This window comes from Wenzhouxiangella psychrophila, from assembly GCF_042310375.1.
GTDB lineage: Bacteria > Pseudomonadota > Gammaproteobacteria > Xanthomonadales > Wenzhouxiangellaceae > Wenzhouxiangella.
Map to the genome: position 1 here is coordinate 287118 of NZ_JBHJMQ010000003.1, position 16833 is coordinate 303950.

The window sequence follows — 16833 nt, forward strand, 5'->3', positions numbered from 1 at the left end:
AGTGAGTAAAACAACCATGAGTCATCATCTAGACACCATCAATCGACTCGAATCGGAAGTGCGCAGTTACGTGCGCAATTTCCCGACCGTGTTCACGCATTCGCGTGGCGCCCGCCTGACCGACGAAGATGGCCGTGAGTTCATCGACTTCTTCGCCGGTGCCGGCGTGCTCAACTATGGTCACAACAACCCCGAGATCAAGTCCGCATTGATGGACTACCTGGCCGAGGACCATATCGTTCACAGCCTCGACATGGCCAGCAGCGCGCGCGCGCGCTTCCTCGAACGCTTCGAGGAGGTCATCCTCAAGCCGCGCGGCATGGACTACAAGGTCCAGTTCCCGGGGCCCACGGGCACCAACGCGGTCGAGGCTGCATTGAAGATCGCCCGCAAGGTGACCGGACGGCACAACGTGATCTCTTTCACCAATGGTTTCCACGGCATGACCCTGGGTTCGTTGGCGGTGACCGGCAACGCCATGAAACGTGCCGGTGCCGGCGTGCCGCTGGCCAACGCCTCCCAGATGCCCTTCGACGGTTATCTGGAGCAGGGCAGCGACAACAGCCTGGCGCTGCTGGAGCGAATCCTCGGAGACGAGGGCTCGGGCGTCGACAAGCCAGCCGCGGTCATACTCGAGACGGTGCAGGCCGAAGGTGGCGTCAACGTGGCCCGCATGGAGTGGCTCAAGGAGCTGTCGGAGCTGGTCCAGCGCCATGGTGTGCTGTTGATCGTCGATGACATCCAGGTTGGCTGTGGCCGTACCGGTCCCTTCTTCAGCTTCGAGGAGATCGGCATCAAGCCCGATATCGTTTGCCTGTCGAAATCACTGAGCGGATTCGGGCTGCCTTTTGCGGTGACGCTGATCAAGCCGGAATTCGACAAATGGCAGCCGGGTGAGCACAACGGCACGTTCCGCGGGCACAATCTCGCCTTCGTAACCGCCACCAAGGCGCTCGACTACTGGACGAACGACGAGCTGACGAACGACGTTCGCCGCAAGACCGAGATCATCGAGTCGCGCCTGGGTGCGCTGGTCGATCGCATCCCGGTTGAAGCGACCCTCAGAGGGCGCGGCTTTATCCAGGGCATCGCCTTCAAGGACCACGAGTTGGCCGGCAAGGCCTCGGCCGAGTGCTTCGAGCAAGGGTTGGTGATCGAGACTGCCGGTATCGACGACCAGGTGCTCAAGCTGCTGCCGCCGCTGACGATTTCCGACGAGGATCTCGAGAAGGGGCTGTCGATCATCGAAGAAGCGGTGACCAAGGTAGCGAACGGCGCGTCACCGGATCGAAAGGTGGCCTGACCAGCAATTAAAGGCGGTTCCGAGCCGCCTGGCTCGGCGCAAGTCAACATGCAATAGTCGCGTCGGGGAGCCCCGGCGCGACTTATTTTTTATCCAACTTCAGGAGGCAACAAACATGATCGTCAAGAAACTGCAGGACATTCTCGGCACCAAGGACGACGTCGATACCGAAGGCTGGAACAGCCGCAGGCTCCTGTTGAAGGACGCCGGCATGGGCTACTCGGTGCACGACACCGTCATCAAGGAAGGCGCCGAGCTGCACATGCACTACAAGAACCATCTCGAGGCCGTCTACCTGATCGAGGGCAAGGGCGAGATCGAGACGGTCGAGGACGGCAAGGTCTATCCGCTTGAGGCCTTCACCATCTACGCCCTGGACCAGCACGACAAGCACATCCTGCGCGCCAACAAGGGCTCGCACATGCGCATGGTCTGCGTGTTCAACCCGCCGGTCTCCGGCCGCGAAGTCCACGGCGAAGACGGCGCCTATCCGGCCGACCTCGACTGAGGGGGAGGAACGGGTGGTACCGGGCGTGAGCGGGCGCCAGTCGGCCAGCGGCGCCCGCGGCTGCTTCAAGCAAGGTGGCGCTTTGGTGCCGGCAAGATTGACTGGGTGCCCAGCCACGATCGCAGCTATCTATCCCGCCTTGCCGCATCCGCGAATGCGGTTGTGATGGTGCCCGCCGCCGGGCCGACTGCTGCCCGCTCACGCCCGGCACCACCCGTTCTGACACGTGTTATGAAACTCCAACCCTTCCAGATGGTGGGTGGGGGTGTTTTTCCCGGGAAGCGTAGCGCGGAAGGGGAAAACACGTCAGCCGAACTCGAATACTTGTGAATTGTCGCTCGGGACCGATTTTCCTTGAAGTGATGCACCGGGTGTTTTGTCGGCACCCAGGAGCCTCCTATGCCCGATGACTTAACAAGCGCGCTCGCTGCGCTTCCCGGGAAAAACACCCCCACCCACCATCAACTCTCCGCTCCTATCCCGCCTTGCGGAAGGTCAGGTTGATGCGCTGGGCGCCCAGTAGTGGGTGCTCGCCTTCGGGTAGCGGCAGGATGCCGTGGTAGCGCAGGCGGTCCGGGCCGCCCCAGACCAGGACATCGCCATGCTCGAGCAGGAGCCGATCGGGCTTGTCCTTCCTGCGGAACCCACCCCAAAGAAAGGTCGACGGCAGGCCGAGTGAAAAAGACACCACCGGATGGGCGTAGTCCCGCTCATCCTTGTCCTGGTGCAATGACAACTTGGCGCCGGGGCGGTAGCGGTTGATCAGGCAGGCATCCGGCTCGTAGCCCGGGAAGCCGGCGTCTTCTGCGGCAGATCGCGCCAATTCGCTGAAAAGCGCGGGCATCGCCGGCCAGGGCTGGTCGCTTCCCGGATCCGTCGAGGTATAGCGATAACCCTTTCGGTCTGTCATCCAGCCGAGTTCCCCGCAGGATGTCATCGATACCGACATCTTGTGGCCGCCCGGGGTAATCAGGTGCCGGAACGGTGCCTGCCGGTTGATTTCGCGGATTGTTTCGACGACGGCTTCGGCCTGCTCGGTGATGCGTCCGTGAAACAGCACGGCGCCTTCGGAGAGACGTTCGGCCGAACCCCTCGGGTGGATGTTGTCAAAAAGTTGACCGGAAACGGGCATGCTGTCATCCATGAAATTCACTGACAATCTTCGATCACGGCCGACCCAACTGATGCTCGGCCTGTTCGGCATTCTAGCGCTGGGCGCAAGCGGGTCGCTTCACGCCAGTGAAATTTCGGCGACCGAGCGGCAGGCCATCGTTGACCGCGCCGATTCGATTGCTCGGCTGCACAGTCTGCTCGTGCTGCATCAAGGCGAGGCCGTGGTCGAGCATGTCCGTGCCGGGCCCGGGTTGTCGACGCCGGCCAACCTCAAGTCCCTTTCAAAGACCGTGTTGTCGGCGCTGGCCGGCATCGCGATCGAGCGCGGCCTGGTCGAGGGCACCGGGCAGCCGATCGTGGATCTGCTTGGCTCGCGTGTGCCCGAAACCACGGCCGCGGAAGTCAGCGAGATTACCCTCGGTCACGCTCTGTCGCTGCAGACCGGCCTGCGCAGCACCTCCGGGCGTCACTACGGGGCCTGGGTTCAGAGCGAAAACTGGGTGGCGCACGCGCTCACCCGTCCCATGGTCGATGAGCCCGGCGGGCGCATGATCTACTCCACCGGCTCGAGCCATCTGGCCGGCGCCGCGCTCGTCGAAGCCAGCGGTCGCTCCCTTCTGGCGTTGGCGCGGGATTGGCTGGGGGAGCCGCTGAATATTCGAATTCCCGACTGGATGCAGGACCCGCAAGGCATCCACTTCGGCGGTAACGAAATGAAGTTGAGCCCGAGGGCGCTGGCTCGTTTCGGTGAACTCTATCGCCTCGGCGGCGTTATCGACGGAGAACGCGTGCTTTCAGAATCCTGGATCGAAGCGTCGTGGACGCCGAGGGGCCGCTCCCCATGGAGTGGCGACCGATACGGCTACGGCTGGTTCATCAGCGAGCTGGCCGGAGAACGCTCCTACCACGGCCGCGGCTACGGCGGGCAGGCGCTGTTCGTGATACCCGGCGCCGATTTGACCATTGTCGTGATCTCCGATCCCACACCGCCTTCGAACGGAGCGCACTTTGGCCGCCTCAAGAGGTTGGCGGCGAGTATCGTCGAGGCTGCAGGGTCCCCCTGAGGGTGGCCGGGAAGTGCGCCCGTCTTACTAGCGCTTCACGCTTGGGGCGCTAGGTTGTTCTTTGCCGTTGCAGGCAGTGGCTGCCTCGCCAAGTCAAAGTCAAAGGCGGTTTCGCCCGGCCTGCTTCGCAGGCTCTTGCGGCGAATTCCTTTTGCCTCGCGCGGCAAAAGGAATCAAAAGCGCGCTGAAAACCCAGACGGATTCGACTCAGGAACCTTCCAGCGGAGTGGCTTCACAGGATTACGGCTGGGGCTTCGCTTAAGCCCGGCTGAGGCACATGCTGGCTTACGACGTCCGCTTGGCGCGGCCCGCATCTAGCACTACGACCTCGGATGCCGCAATCGCTGGTCAAGGCACAGCGGTGCCGGTGCAGGCTAAGGCGCTGAAGCCATCCGGCTTCTCGGTGCTGGCCGAAGCCGGGTCGAGCGAGGTCGCGCCTATCAGGTGCGGACAACTCCCGATCTCCGTCGAAAACGCCCTGTCTCTCGACCGAGCCCGAGCGAAGACGCGGGCCAAATCCGAGCAGCCCCTGACTAGTTGATCCTGCGGCCCGACCGCGTGGTTGTAAGAGCGCTTTTGCTTACTCTACCCACGAGAACGGGGTTGGGCTGAAACTCAGAGTTTCGGACGCGTTCGCCTGCAAGGCTCGGCGGCGCCGGCGTAGTGGTACTACGGCAAGTCGCCTCAACGCCGCAGGGGGACGCGTCCGAATCTCCCGAAGGGCTCACTGTGCAGCGCTCGTGGACTGCGTTCTCGGTGCTTGGTGTAGCTACGGCTACACCGGCGCACCGACGCCTTGCCACAAACGCTGCACAGTGAGCTGAGCTTTTGCCCAACCCCGTTCTCGTGGGTCGGTCGCGATTGACAAAAGTTAGTCGTCGCAAGACCCCGCAAAGCGGGCCGGGCGAAACAGAAGTTGACTTGTCGAGAGCGCCGCGGCGAGCAATGGCAAAGAACAATCTAGCGCCTGGTAACCAGACGCCCCCGCCGTTACACCCAGTCCCTCGCCTGAAGGTAGTCCTTCAACCGAGCTTCCGGTGACCCCTCCTCGGGTTGCCAGTCGTAGCGCCAATGGGCGACGGCGGGCAGGCTCATCAGGATCGACTCGGTGCGCCCGCCGGACTGCAGGCCGAAAAGGGTGCCGCGGTCGTAGACCAGGTTGAACTCGACGTAGCGGCCACGACGGTAGCGCTGGAAGCCGACTTCCCGGTCGCCGTATTGGTGATCCTTGCGCTTTTCGACGATGGGCTGGTAGGCGGCCAGGTAACCGTCGCCGACGGCGCGCAGGTAGGCAAAGCAGGTGTCGAAGTCCCAGTCATTGAGATCGTCGAAGAACAGGCCGCCGATGCCGCGGGTCTCGTCGCGGTGCTTGAGATGGAAGTACTCGTCGCACCAGCGCTTGTGTTCGGCGTAGACGTTCTCGCCGAAAGGCGCGCAGAGGTCATGCGCAGCTTGATGCCAGAAGCGGCAATCGTCGTCGAAGGGGTAGTAGGGCGTGAGATCGAAGCCGCCACCGAACCACCAGACCGGCGGCTCGCCGTCTTTCTCGGCAATGAAAAAGCGCACGTTGGCGTGGCTGGTGGGCACGTAGGGATTGACCGGGTGCATGACCACCGACACGCCCAGCGCCTGGAAGTTGCGCCCGGCCAATTCCGGCCGTCGTGCGCTGGCCGCCGCCGGCAGTTCGGCGCCGTGGACGTGCGAGAAGTTGACGCCGCCTTTTTCGAACACCGCGCCGTCCTGGATCACCCGAGTGCGGCCGCCACCGCCTTCGGGTCGGTCCCAGGCGTCTTCGTGGAACTGCGCCTGGCCGTCACTGGCCTCGAATGCCGCGCACAGGCGTTCCTGCAGATCGAGCAGGTACTTCTTGACGTCGCCGACGCTGGATTCGTTGTACGTCATTCCCCGGTCAGGCCGACGTCTTCTTCTTGGCGGTCTTCTTCTTTTTCGAAGCCTTCTTCTTGCCGGCTTTCTTCTTCGATGACTTCTTCTTCGCCGCTTTCTTCTTGCCGGACTTCTTGGCCCCCGCCTTCTTGCCGCCGGCCTTTTTCTTGCCGAACTTGCCGCGGCGGCCCTTCGGCGGGGCTTCGGCCAGCATCTTCTGGCATTCCTCGAGCGTGAGCTTCTCCGGCTCCTGGTCCTTGGGTACGCTGGCGTTGCGCTTGCCGTCGGTGACGAAGGGACCGTAACGGCCCTTGAGCACCTGGATGCCCTCGGCGCTGAATTCCTGGATGATGCGTTCCTTCATCCGCTGCTTGTGCTCGGCGACCAGTTCCAGCGCCTGGTCCAGGGTGATTTCGTGCGGGTCGTGCTCCTTGAGCGAGACGAAGTTGCGCTGGCCGTAGCGGACGTAGGGACCGAAGCGGCCGATATTGGCCTGCACCGGTTCACCTTCCGGCGTCTCACCGAGATTGCGCGGCAGCTTGAACAGCTCCAGCGCTTCCTCGAGGGTGATCTTGTCCATCTTCTGGCCCGGTCGCAGGCCGGCGAACTGGGGCTTCTCCTCGTCCTCGGCGCTGCCGATCTGGGCGAAGGGCCCGTAACGGCCCAGGCGCACGATGACCGGCTTGCCGGTCTTCGGGTCGGTGCCGAGTTCCCGTGCCTGCTGGGCTTCCTTGCGGCTGACGGTCTCGTCCTTTTCCTTGACGCGATCGATGAACGGCTGCCAGAACTCTTCGAGCAGCGGCACCCAGTCGTTCTCACCGCGCGAGATGGCATCGAGTTCGTCCTCCAGCCGGGCGGTGAAATCGTAGTCGACGTAGCGGTCGAAGTGCTGCGACAGGAACTTGGCCACCACGCGGCCGGTGGAGGTCGGAGTGAATCGACGGCTTTCGAGTTCGACGTACTCGCGGTCCTTGAGCGTCTGGATGATCGAGGCGTAGGTCGAGGGCCGGCCGATGCCGTACTCTTCCAGCGTCTTGACCAGGCTCGCTTCCGAAAAGCGCGGCGGCGGCTCGGTGAAATGCTGTTCGGGCCGGACCTGGATGAGCGGGATCTCGTCGCCCTCGTTGATCTCGGGCAGGCGCGTGTCCTGCTCGGCCCGGGAATCGCGGTAGACCTTCAGGAAGCCGGGCTCGATCAGGGTCGAGCCCGAGGCGCGGAAAGTGGTCTCGCCGACATCGAATTCGGCGCTGACCGTGTCGTAGACGGCCGGGATCATCTGGCTGGCGACGGTTCGGTTCCAGATCAGCTCGTAGAGCCGGTACTGGTCGTCGCTGAGGTGGTTTCTCAGCTTGATCGGGGTCAGCATTGCCGAAGTCGGGCGAATGGCCTCATGGGCTTCCTGCGCGTTCTTCGATTTCGACTGGTAGAAGTTGGGCTTCTCCGGCGCCAGGTTCTCGCCGAACTCCGAGGCAATCGTCCGGCGGATCTCGTTGATCGCCTCGCCGGCCAGGACCACCGAGTCGGTCCGCATGTAGGTGATCAGGCCCTGGTTGCCGCTGCCGGTATCGACGCCCTCGTAGAGCTGCTGGGCGATGCGCATGGTGCGCTGGGTGGTGAAACGCAAACGGCGCGCGGCTTCCTGCTGCAGCGTCGAGGTGATGAAGGGCGGCTGCGGTCGGCGCCGACGCTGGCTTTTCTTGACGCGGGCGACCTTGAAGCGTCCGTCGGCGGCCTGTTCGATCTGCGTCTTGAGCTTGCCGGCCTGGTCCCCGTCGGTGATGTCGAACTGCTCGAGCTTGCTGCCGTCGAGCTTGACCAGGTTGGCGTTGAAGGCCTCCTCCTCGTTTTCGCCCAGGTCGGCCTCGATGGTCCAGTATTCCTGCGGCTCGAACTTCTCGATCTCTTCCTCGCGCTCGACGATCATCCTCAGCGCCGGCGACTGCACGCGGCCGGCGGAAAGGCCGCGACGAACCTTCTTCCACAGCAGGGGTGAGAGATTGAAGCCCACCAGGTAGTCCAGCGCACGGCGGGCCTGCTGGGCGTCGACCAGCGAATTGGCCAGATCCCGCGGTTCGGACAGCGCCTTCTTGATGGCGCGCTCGGTGATTTCGGAGAACACGACCCGCTTGACTGGTTTTTCTGAATTGACGCCGCGTTGCTTGAGGATCTCGGCAATATGCCAGGAGATCGCTTCACCTTCGCGGTCAAGGTCGGTCGCGAGATAGACCGCGTCGGCCTTTTTCGCCGCCGCCACGATCTTGTCGACGTGTTTCTTGTTGCGCTCGATGATGTCGTAGCGCATTGCGAAGCCGTGCTCGGGATCGACCGCACCCTCCTTGGGCACAAGGTCGCGCACATGGCCATAGGAAGCCAGCACCACGAAATCGGGCCCCAGGTACTTGTTGATGGTGGTCGCCTTGGCCGGCGATTCGACAATCAGCAGATTTTTTGACATGCGATCTTGTTCGGTTGTGCTGCGGGCTTTAGTGCTTTCTGCAGCAGCGTGATGGCGAAGTGACTTCGCCGTAGGTTGTCATGACTGGAGTCCCCGGTCTCCCGATCGGCACCCTCAATGCCGATACTCGCCCTCCTCGTCGAACATCATTTCTTCCATCCAGGCGTAGTTGGCTTCCTGGCCCGGCTGGTTGAACAGCACCATCAGGATGACCCACTTGACATCCTCGAGGCTGATGTCGTCGGTCTCCAGCGCGGACAGGCGGTCGATCACCATCTCGCGCCTGAGCGGGTCGAGAACGCCAACATTTTCAAGGTACAGGATAAACCCGCGCGCGTTCACGTCCAGCCGTCGGGTCTCTTCGTCCGTGAAGATCCGGATGGGATTGCTTTCGTGGCCGCCCAGTTCGGGCAGCTTGCGCTGCTCGGCCAAGCCGTCGAGCCAGGCGAAGGCGCGATCGATTTCCGCGCCCGAGAATCCGGCTTCCTCCAGGCTTTCGCTCAGGGAATCGCGGTCAGGCTCCTCCTCCGGTTCGTCATAGATGTAATTCTCGAAAAGATACATCAGCAGATCGAGCACGTTTTCCTTCATTCAGTTTCTTCCTCAGGCGTTACGGCTGTAGCGGCCGCCGGGGTGCGCGCAGACTTTGCCGTCCAGTTCCAGCATCAGCAGCATCGAGGATACCGCCGCGGGCGTCAATTGCGAGCACTCGATGATTTCGTCAACCGGGGTGGGGTCGAATCCGACGGCGTCCAGCAGTCGCTCGTATTCGGGATCATCACTCATATGCGGTGATCCGGACGATTCCTCAAGTCCAGCGCCGAAATCAGCTGGCCGAGGTGCCAGCAGATGCTCGATTTCCGAGGCCAGTTCCCGCGCCAGCGGGGCCAGCTCCCCGGCCACCTCGTCGGCGGTCTCGACCAGGCGGGCCCCGTCGCGGATCAGCCGGTGGCAGCCGCGCGAGAGTGGATTGTGGACCGAGCCGGGAACGGCGAAGACCTCGCGTCCCTGTTCATTGGCCAGGCGGGCGGTGATCAACGAACCGCTCTTGAGGCCCGCTTCGACCACCAGAACGCCCAGGCTCATGCCGGAAATGATGCGGTTGCGTGCCGGAAAGTTGCCTCTGAGCGGTCCGATCCCCGGTGGAAACTGGCTGACCAGGGCGCCTGAGTCGGCGATCCGGCGGGCCAGGTCGCGGTGCCGGGCCGGATAGACCTGGTCGAGTCCGGTGCCTGCTACGGCAATCGTCGCACCCCCGGCATCCAGGCAGCCGGCGTGCGCCATTCCGTCGACGCCCTCGGCCAGGCCGCTGCTGATCACGAAGCCGTTCCGGGCCAGCGTAGCGGCAAAGGAGCGGGCATGCTTGAGTCCGCCTGAAGTCGCGCTGCGGCTGCCGACGATGGCAATTTGCGGTGCGACCAGCACATTGGGGTCACCGACCACGAACAAGGCGACCGGAGCGTCGGGAATGCGCCTTAGCAGGGGCGGGTAGAGCGGATCGTCGCGGGTGATCAGCCACCGTTTCTCGCCGGCCAGCCAATCGAGGCAGTGCTTCAGCCTTTCCTCGTCGGGCCGGCGCAGCTGCCTGATGTGCTTGTCCGAGAGCCCGGCCTCGCGCAGTACCCGGTCACTGGCGTCGTGCCAGTCGCTCGGGCTGGAGAAGCGTTCCTCCAGCGCTGCGATGCGTTTCGGGCCCAGCCCGTCGACGAGGACGAGGCTCAGCCAGTCCCGGGCTTGCTCCGACGCGGGCACGAACCGCGGATCAGAGGTTTCGGTCGGGGTGTGCGAGGACGTCGTCGACCTGGATGGTGTTTCCGCTGCCCTCGAGTACCAGCGCGTAACTGATATCTTCGAACGTCCGGAACACCATGATGCGGCCGGCGAACTCGTCGGGCAGATCCACAAAGCGCTTTTCCGGTTCGCGGAATGCGGCGCGGCTCATCAGCGAATAGCGCTCGTCACGGATGGTCTCGCCCGGGCGGAAGGCCGAGAAGGTGTGGCCCGCTTCGATGCCGTCGCCAGAACCCAGGTTGATCGCGACTACCTGGTAGTGGCCGGCGCCGTAGCTGCTGCCGGTGATTGCAATGACGCGGCCGTCGGCGGGGATTTCGTCCATTGCCCGCGGGTGGAAGGTGGCGTCGTAGACATGATCGCGGACCGGCAGCACGAAGTCATTCTCCATGGTCTCGCGGCGGCCGGAGGTGATCTCGATGATGGCGGGGTCGCCGGTCTTGGCGACGCGGCCGCGCCCGGTCTCCCAGAGTTCATAGCCGATAACCGGGTAGTTGTAGCGATCGATCTGGCCGATCGTCGACTTCCACAGGGCGCTGGCCGGACGCAGATCCGCAGGGACCTGGCTGCCGTCGCGCTGGATCAGCTTCTTCTTGATCCGCACGTCGCTGTTCGGATTGACGCTGCGGTCCTCGAACATGTAGTTGACTCGGGCCAGGACCACTTCATCACCTACGCTCGCATCCTCGAGCCCGCGTGCGTAGGTGCGATCGCCCGGCCCGGCCATTACGCGCTGCTCATTGTTGGCAATGATGTAGGGCAGCTGTTCGAATTCTTCGGCCGAGACCACGCGGGGTGCCTTCAGGAAGGTTTCGATCGCGTCGAGCGGAATGGTGGAGATTGGCCCGTCGATGCGCTCGCGTCGGACTTCGGGGGAAAGCCGCCGCACCGAATCGTCGACGCTCAGCCGCGGTTCGCCGTCGACGAACGACAGCGAAATGACGTCACCGGGATAGATCAGGTGCGGATTCTCGACTTGTGGATTGGCGTCCCAGATGGCCGGCCATTGCCACGGCCGGGTCAGGAAACGACCAGCGATGTCCCAGAGCGTGTCCCCCTCCTGCACGACATACTCACGAGGATGATCCTCGCGCAGTTCCACGTCCTGAGCCTGTACAGTGAACGCCGCCAGTATAATAGCGGTCAGAAATATTAAGCGTTTCACGGAGCGACTCCCTCCAGCAATGCCCACAGGCTTGATTTTTCGCAGACTATCATAAACATTATCATTGCAAAACGCACCTTTAAGCGGTTTTCTTAAATTCTCATGTCAAAACTCAATATTCTTGAATACCCCGATCCACGCCTGCGACGCGTCGCCCGGCCGGTTGAATCCGTCGGTGAGCGCGAGCGCAAGCTGGCCGAAGACATGCTCGAAACCATGTATGAAGCGCGTGGAATCGGCCTGGCCGCCACCCAGGTCGACGAGGATATCCGCGTTGTCGTAATGGACTTGAGCGACAGCCGTGACGAACCGCAGGTGTTCATCAACCCTGAAATTACCGAGCGCAGCGGCAGCCAATCCTATGAAGAAGGCTGCCTATCGGTGCCGGGCTTCTACGCCGAGGTCACGCGTGCCGAAAAAGTCGGCGTGCGAGCGCTCGATATCGACGGCAAGCCCTACGAGGTCGACGCCGACGGCCTGCTGGCGGTGTGCATCCAGCACGAAATCGATCATCTCGACGGCAAGATGTTCATCGACTATCTCTCGCCGCTCAAGCGCCGGATGATCGGCAAGAAGTTGCGCAAGCAGCAGAACAGCCGCGAGAAAGAAGCTACAGCCTGATGCGGATTGTTTTCGCCGGCACGCCGGATTTTGCGGTGCCGGCTTTGCGGGCGTTGCTCGACAGCGCGGCCTGGCGGCCGGTGGCGGTCCTGACCCAGCCCGATCGCGGCGTGGGCCGCGGTCGCAAGCTCCGCTTCGGCCCCGTCAAGCGTGTGGCCGTGGATGCCGGCATCGACGTCCTGCAGCCGTCCTCACTCAAGCACCCTGATGCCCGGGCCGCCCTGGCGGATTGCCAGCCGGACCTGGTCGTTACCGCCGCCTACGGCTTGATCCTGCCGCGCGCTGTGCTCGACATGCCCGCGCAGGGATGCTGGAACCTGCACGCCTCCCTGCTGCCGCGCTGGCGCGGAGCCAGCCCCATCAACCAGGCCATTCTCGCCGGCGATGCCGAGACCGGGATTTCCCTGATGGAGATGGCCGCCGGCCTGGACACCGGACCGGTCATTCTGCAGCGCGCCACGCCGATCGGCCCGGAAGAGACGGCCGGCGAGCTGCACGACCGACTGGCCGGTATGGCCGGCGAGGTGCTCGTGGACGCCCTTGACCGGCTCGATCGAGGCACCCTTCCGGCGGCAAGCCCGCAGGACGAGGCACTGGCCACGCACGCCCCGCTGATCGACAAGAGCGATGCCCGCCTGGACTGGTCGCGACCGGCCGATGAGCTGTCCAGGGTGGTTCGCGCCTATCATCCCTGGCCGATCGCCTTCGGCGAAATCGCGGGCGAGACCTGGCGTATTCATCGCGCTCGCGCCGCTGGAGGCAACGTCCCACCCGGTGAATTGCTGGCCGGGCGCGGACCCGATGTCGTGGCGGTCGGTTGCGGGGATGGCGTACTCGAGATACTCCAGTTGCAGGGGGCCGGGCGCAAGCCGGTGAGCGCGCGCGACTGGTTCAACGCGCGGCGCGGCAAGCAGTGACGGCGTGGATTCATGATGCATGACGGCGCCTTGCCCAGGCAGGTTGCCGCGCAGGCGACCATGGCGGTGCTTGACGGCGGCCGCGCGCTCGATGCGGCCCTGGTTGCACTGCTCGAGCCCCTGAACGACCCGCGCGATCGCGCGCTGGCCCGGCGCCTGAGCCATGGCGTGCTGCGCGACTGGCCGGCTCTGGACTGGCTGATCGGGCAGCTCGTGGAAAAGCCCTTGAAGGGCCACAACCGCAGCCTGCACTTTCTGCTCGCGGTGGCCCTGCACGAACTGCGGGACGGGCGCGAGCCCGACCATGCGGTGGTGCATGCCGCCGTGGCGGCGGCCCGCGCCTTGCGCGGACAACGCCTGACCGGCCTGGTCAACGGCGTACTGAGAACGTTCGGCCGCCGGCGTGACGACCTGCTGGCCGAACTGCCGGACACGCCCGTGTTTCGATTCGGCTACCCCGGCTGGTTGCTGGGCAGGATCGAGCAAGACCATGGCGCCGAAGCGCCGGACATCCTGGCTGCCGGCAACGCGTCGCCGCCGCTGTGGCTGCGGGTCAATCGGCGCCGGATCCCGCGTGACGACTATCGGGCGAGACTGGCACAGGACGACATCGAGGCGCATTCCGTTGACGGCTTTCCAGACGCGCTGCTGCTGATCGACCGGATCGCCGTCAGCCGCCTGCCGGGTTTCGAACAGGGGCTGGTCTCGATCCAGGACGGTGCGGCGCAACTGGTCGCCGACGACCTCGACCTCGCCGAGGGGCAGCGCGTGCTCGATGCCTGTGCCGCGCCGGGCGGCAAGACCGCGCACATTCTCGAACGCGCCGACGTCGAGCTGACCGCACTGGATATCGACGGCCAACGACTGTCCCGGGTCGGCAAGGGTCTCGCGCGGCTCGGGCTTCAGGCCCGCCTGGTCGAAGGCGACGCCGCGCAGCCGGAGCGCTGGTGGGACGGACGACGCTTCGACCGCATCCTCATCGATGCGCCCTGTTCGGCTACCGGCGTCATCCGGCGGCATCCCGACATCCGCTGGCTGCGCCGTGCCGGGGATATCGAGCGCCTGGTCGAGATTCAGCGCGGGATTCTCGACGCCTTGTGGCCCTTGCTCGAACCGGGCGGTATCCTTGTTTACGCGACCTGTTCGCTGTTGCGAGCCGAGAACGACGAGCAGGCCCGCGCCTTTCTGGAGCGCCATGCAGATGCCCGTGAAATCGACAATACCGACAAACCCGGTCGGCCGGCCGGGCCGGGCCGCCAGATTCTGCCTGGCGATCACGGCTGCGATGGTTTTTTCTACCTTGCCGCTCGCCGGCTGTCGGAGTAAGTCGGAGACCGACTGGCACGTGGACTTCATCGAGCCGCGGCTGGCCCGGACCGAGGAGGGGCTGGAAGTCATCGCCGGCGTCGATCTCGATCCCAGTCCAGCCATGCTCGAAGCGCTCGAGCGGGGTGTCAGCATCACTTTCCTGGTCGCGCTTCGCGCTTCATCGGGCGAAATCTGGCTCCCGGGCCTGGACGAGCGGCGTCGTCACCGATTCCGCATCAGCTACCTGTCCCTGAGTCGCCACTACCAGCTCGACGACCTGCACAACGACACGCGCACGACCTATCCGAGGCTGAGCATGCTCGTCCGGGCGCTGCGCGAGCCGCGCTCCTGGAGCATCCCGCTGGCCCCGGACGAGACGGCATCGCTGGTGCGCGCCCGCATTACGCTCGATCGTACGCGCCTGCCCTCACCGATGCGCCTGCCGACCTGGTTCGAAGCGCAGTGGCATCTCGACAGCGATTGGCTGCGGCTGACGCCGCCCGGAGAGCCGTCCGGTAACCCTGCGGGGCAAGCGAATGATCGGTAAGCGAGGCCGGCTGCGCATCCTGCGCGCGATTCCGATCGCCGCCGTCCTGGTGCTGTTGCTTTCGGCGCTTTACCTGGTCTCCACGGTCGAGCAGGAAGCCACGCAGCTCGGCAGGCTGGCGCAGTGGATCTTCGCACTGACTGGTGTGGCGGTATTGGTCCTGCTCGCCGTGATCGTTGGCCGGGCCGTGCGCTTGTTCGGTCGGCTCAAGGCCGAAGAGCCCGGTGCGCGCCTCACCGCCCGGCTGGTGGCGGTTTTCGTCGCCTTGACCCTGCCGCCGGTCGTCATTCTCTACCTGTTCGCCATCCAGTTCCTCAGCAACACGATCGACGGCTGGATGGACACACGTGCCGAGCAGGCCCTGGCCGATTCGATCGAACTCGGCCAGTTGTTTCTGGATCTGCGTACGCGCGATGTGCGCGACGAGATCGGCCGTCTGGCCGAACAGCTCGATGCCGGCGATGAAGACCGGATGTATCGTCAACTCCTGCGCCACGTCTCCAGTGCCGGCCCGACCGACCTGTCGGTGGTCGACGCCTCGGGTGCATCGACCGTCAGTGCCAGCATCAATCCGGGGCGGATCATGCCGGAGCGGCCGGGCGATTTCGCGCTCAGCCAGGCGCTGCAGGACGAGGAGTACGCAGCCGCTGAACCGGCCGACGAGGGGATCCGTATCCGGGTCCTGCACAGCCTGGGGAGCCGTACCTTCGGCGGCGACACGCTCCTGCTACAGGCGATCTACCCGCTGCCCGACGAGTTCAGTGAGCTGGCCGGGCGCATCGAGAGCGCCTACCATCGTTACCAGAACGTCGCCTATCTTCGGGCGAGGCTGCAGCAGAGCCTGATCCTGATTCTCTCCCTGGTGCTGCTGCTGACCGTGCTGCTGGCCATGCTGCTGGCTTTCAATGCCGCACGCAGACTCACCCAGCCGATTCGTGAACTGGCCCAGGCAACCGAGGAGCTGGCCGCCGGCCGTTTTCCGGGCGACCTGGAGGTCACCACGCGCGACGAGCTGGGTTTCCTGGTGCAGTCGTTCAATACCATGACGCACGAGCTCGCCAGCAGCCGCCAGCAGCTCGAGGCCCAGCGGCGCTATCTTGAAATCGTACTGGGACGCCTTTCCGCCGGTGTGCTCGCCATTGACGGCACAGAACGGATCAGCGCCTTCAACGACTCGGCCTCGCGCATTCTCGGACTCGACCCCGAAACCGACAGCGGGCTGGAACTGACCCGGGTTTCCGAGCGCCACCCGGACCTGGCTCCGCTGGTCGATCTGATCATCGAACGGCATGCCGCGCCCGGCACCGACTGGCGCCAGGAAATCAAGCTGGGCTCGGCGGAGCAGCCCCTGGTGCTGGTCTGCCGCGGATCGGATCTGCCCGCCGAAACCGGCGGGCATGTGGTGGTCTTCGACGACGTCACCGTGCTAGACCAGGCCCAGCGCGAAGCCGCCTGGGCGGAGGTCGCACGGCGCCTGGCGCACGAGGTCAAGAATCCGCTAACGCCCATTCAGCTGGCCGCCGAGCGCCTGGCCTGGAAACTGGCACCAGCACTGGAGGATGAGCAGCGCGACCTGCTTACACGTGCCACGCAGACCATCGGCACCCAGGTCGATGCCCTGCGGCGGCTGGTCGACAGTTTCGGTGACTACGCCCGACCGGCGCGGCTCAAGGTCGAGCGCCTCGATCCGATGCGGGTGATCAGGGAGGTTGTCGATCTGTACGCCAGCGGCGACGTGCCTATTCGTTTCGAACTGGTTCCGCCTGGGGAAACCCTGACGGTGTCGGCCGATCCCGGGCAGTTCCGCCAGCTGCTGATCAACCTGGTGAGGAACTCGCATGAGGCCCATCCCGACGGCCAGCCCGAAATCCGGATCGCGCTGGAAGGCTCGACCCGCAACGGCCAGCGCGGCGTCGAGGTGATCCTGCGTGACGATGGGCCCGGTTTCTCCGACGAGGTGCTCTCGCGCATCTTCGAGCCCTATGTCACCACCAAGCCGCGCGGCTCGGGCCTGGGCCTGGCGATCGTGAGACGCATCGTGGAAGATCACGGCGGCGCGATTTCCGTCAACAATGTCGAGCACGGCGGCGCCGAGGTGCGTATCTGGCTCCCGGCCGGGTAACCGGCCTCCCCGTGGGGTATCCTCTCGGTCCCGAA

The 16833-nt window shown here is 64.5% G+C and carries 14 protein-coding genes; 8 read left to right on the top strand and 6 right to left on the bottom strand.

What is annotated here, in order from left to right; genetic code table 11:
- The first annotated feature begins 16 nt into the window (after window positions 1-16).
- Complete coding sequence (gene ectB / locus ACDC66_RS06040) at window positions 17-1303, top strand: diaminobutyrate--2-oxoglutarate transaminase (protein ID WP_376695786.1); 1287 nt, start codon at window positions 17-19, stop codon at window positions 1301-1303.
- A gap of 115 nt (window positions 1304-1418) precedes the next feature.
- Window positions 1419-1811 carry an ectoine synthase gene (locus tag ACDC66_RS06045; protein ID WP_164231472.1) on the top strand — a complete coding sequence of 131 codons (393 nt, stop codon included), beginning with the start codon at window positions 1419-1421 and terminating at the stop codon, window positions 1809-1811.
- Between the two features lie 475 nt (window positions 1812-2286).
- On the opposite strand, the gene alkB is transcribed toward ACDC66_RS06045, so the two are convergent.
- Window positions 2287-2955 (bottom strand): DNA oxidative demethylase AlkB, encoded by a 669-nt coding sequence (gene alkB, locus ACDC66_RS06050; RefSeq protein WP_376695901.1) that lies wholly within the window; start codon window positions 2953-2955, stop codon window positions 2287-2289.
- Between alkB and ACDC66_RS06055 the strand changes: the two genes are divergently transcribed.
- A complete protein-coding gene (locus ACDC66_RS06055; protein WP_376695787.1) occupies window positions 2954-3988 on the top strand; it encodes a serine hydrolase domain-containing protein in 1035 nt (344 codons plus the stop codon). The genes alkB and ACDC66_RS06055 overlap by 2 nt on opposite strands.
- 990 nt (window positions 3989-4978) lie before the next feature.
- Here ACDC66_RS06055 and hemF read toward each other — a convergent pair.
- From hemF to ACDC66_RS06080, 5 genes are all read right to left on the bottom strand, one after another.
- A complete protein-coding gene (gene hemF, locus ACDC66_RS06060) occupies window positions 4979-5890 on the bottom strand; it encodes an oxygen-dependent coproporphyrinogen oxidase (RefSeq protein ID WP_376695788.1) in 912 nt (303 codons plus the stop codon).
- 7 nt (window positions 5891-5897) lie between these two features.
- On the bottom strand, window positions 5898-8327 hold the full coding sequence (locus ACDC66_RS06065) for a DNA topoisomerase I (RefSeq protein ID WP_376695789.1): 2430 nt from the start codon (window positions 8325-8327) through the stop codon (window positions 5898-5900).
- Window positions 8328-8441: 114 nt separating this feature from the next.
- A complete protein-coding gene (locus tag ACDC66_RS06070) occupies window positions 8442-8918 on the bottom strand; it encodes a Smg family protein (RefSeq protein ID WP_376695790.1) in 477 nt (158 codons plus the stop codon).
- A gap of 12 nt (window positions 8919-8930) precedes the next feature.
- Window positions 8931-10079 (bottom strand): DNA-processing protein DprA, encoded by a 1149-nt coding sequence (gene dprA / locus ACDC66_RS06075; RefSeq protein ID WP_376695791.1) that lies wholly within the window; start codon window positions 10077-10079, stop codon window positions 8931-8933.
- A gap of 10 nt (window positions 10080-10089) precedes the next feature.
- Window positions 10090-11220 carry a LysM peptidoglycan-binding domain-containing protein gene (locus ACDC66_RS06080; RefSeq protein ID WP_376695792.1) on the bottom strand — a complete coding sequence of 377 codons (1131 nt, stop codon included), beginning with the start codon at window positions 11218-11220 and terminating at the stop codon, window positions 10090-10092.
- Window positions 11221-11385: 165 nt separating this feature from the next.
- Between ACDC66_RS06080 and def the strand changes: the two genes are divergently transcribed.
- Genes def through ACDC66_RS06105 form a run of 5 tightly spaced genes read left to right on the top strand, consistent with a single transcriptional unit; the run spans window position 11386 to window position 16798 of the window.
- Window positions 11386-11904: a peptide deformylase gene (gene def / locus ACDC66_RS06085; RefSeq protein ID WP_376695793.1), complete on the top strand. Its 519-nt coding sequence runs from the start codon at window positions 11386-11388 to the stop codon at window positions 11902-11904.
- Complete coding sequence (gene fmt, locus ACDC66_RS06090) at window positions 11904-12821, top strand: methionyl-tRNA formyltransferase (protein WP_376695794.1); 918 nt, start codon at window positions 11904-11906, stop codon at window positions 12819-12821. The genes def and fmt overlap by 1 nt, the downstream gene beginning before the upstream one ends.
- 12 nt (window positions 12822-12833) lie before the next feature.
- Window positions 12834-14147: a 16S rRNA (cytosine(967)-C(5))-methyltransferase RsmB gene (gene rsmB / locus ACDC66_RS06095; RefSeq protein ID WP_376695795.1), complete on the top strand. Its 1314-nt coding sequence runs from the start codon at window positions 12834-12836 to the stop codon at window positions 14145-14147.
- On the top strand, window positions 14107-14676 hold the full coding sequence (locus ACDC66_RS06100) for a DUF4390 domain-containing protein (protein WP_376695796.1): 570 nt from the start codon (window positions 14107-14109) through the stop codon (window positions 14674-14676). Before rsmB ends, ACDC66_RS06100 begins: the two co-directional genes overlap by 41 nt.
- Window positions 14666-16798: a sensor histidine kinase gene (locus tag ACDC66_RS06105; protein ID WP_376695797.1), complete on the top strand. Its 2133-nt coding sequence runs from the start codon at window positions 14666-14668 to the stop codon at window positions 16796-16798. The genes ACDC66_RS06100 and ACDC66_RS06105 overlap by 11 nt, the downstream gene beginning before the upstream one ends.
- The last annotated feature ends 35 nt before the right edge of the window (window positions 16799-16833 follow it).

What these genes read in the sequence shown, in the direction of transcription:
- hemF (WP_376695788.1), bottom strand. Translation starts at nt 5,890, where the DNA reads ATGACGTACAACGAATCCAGCGTCGGCGACGTCAAGAAGTACCTGCTC.
- ACDC66_RS06065 (WP_376695789.1), bottom strand. Translation starts at nt 8,327, where the DNA reads ATGTCAAAAAATCTGCTGATTGTCGAATCGCCGGCCAAGGCGACCACC.
- fmt (WP_376695794.1), top strand. Translation starts at nt 11,904, where the DNA reads ATGCGGATTGTTTTCGCCGGCACGCCGGATTTTGCGGTGCCGGCTTTG.
- ACDC66_RS06100 (WP_376695796.1), top strand. Translation starts at nt 14,107, where the DNA reads ATGGTTTTTTCTACCTTGCCGCTCGCCGGCTGTCGGAGTAAGTCGGAG.
- alkB (WP_376695901.1), bottom strand. Translation starts at nt 2,955, where the DNA reads ATGGATGACAGCATGCCCGTTTCCGGTCAACTTTTTGACAACATCCAC.
- rsmB (WP_376695795.1), top strand. Translation starts at nt 12,834, where the DNA reads ATGATGCATGACGGCGCCTTGCCCAGGCAGGTTGCCGCGCAGGCGACC.
- ACDC66_RS06045 (WP_164231472.1), top strand. Translation starts at nt 1,419, where the DNA reads ATGATCGTCAAGAAACTGCAGGACATTCTCGGCACCAAGGACGACGTC.
- ectB (WP_376695786.1), top strand. Translation starts at nt 17, where the DNA reads ATGAGTCATCATCTAGACACCATCAATCGACTCGAATCGGAAGTGCGC.
- ACDC66_RS06070 (WP_376695790.1), bottom strand. Translation starts at nt 8,918, where the DNA reads ATGAAGGAAAACGTGCTCGATCTGCTGATGTATCTTTTCGAGAATTAC.
- ACDC66_RS06055 (WP_376695787.1), top strand. Translation starts at nt 2,954, where the DNA reads ATGAAATTCACTGACAATCTTCGATCACGGCCGACCCAACTGATGCTC.
- def (WP_376695793.1), top strand. Translation starts at nt 11,386, where the DNA reads ATGTCAAAACTCAATATTCTTGAATACCCCGATCCACGCCTGCGACGC.
- ACDC66_RS06105 (WP_376695797.1), top strand. Translation starts at nt 14,666, where the DNA reads ATGATCGGTAAGCGAGGCCGGCTGCGCATCCTGCGCGCGATTCCGATC.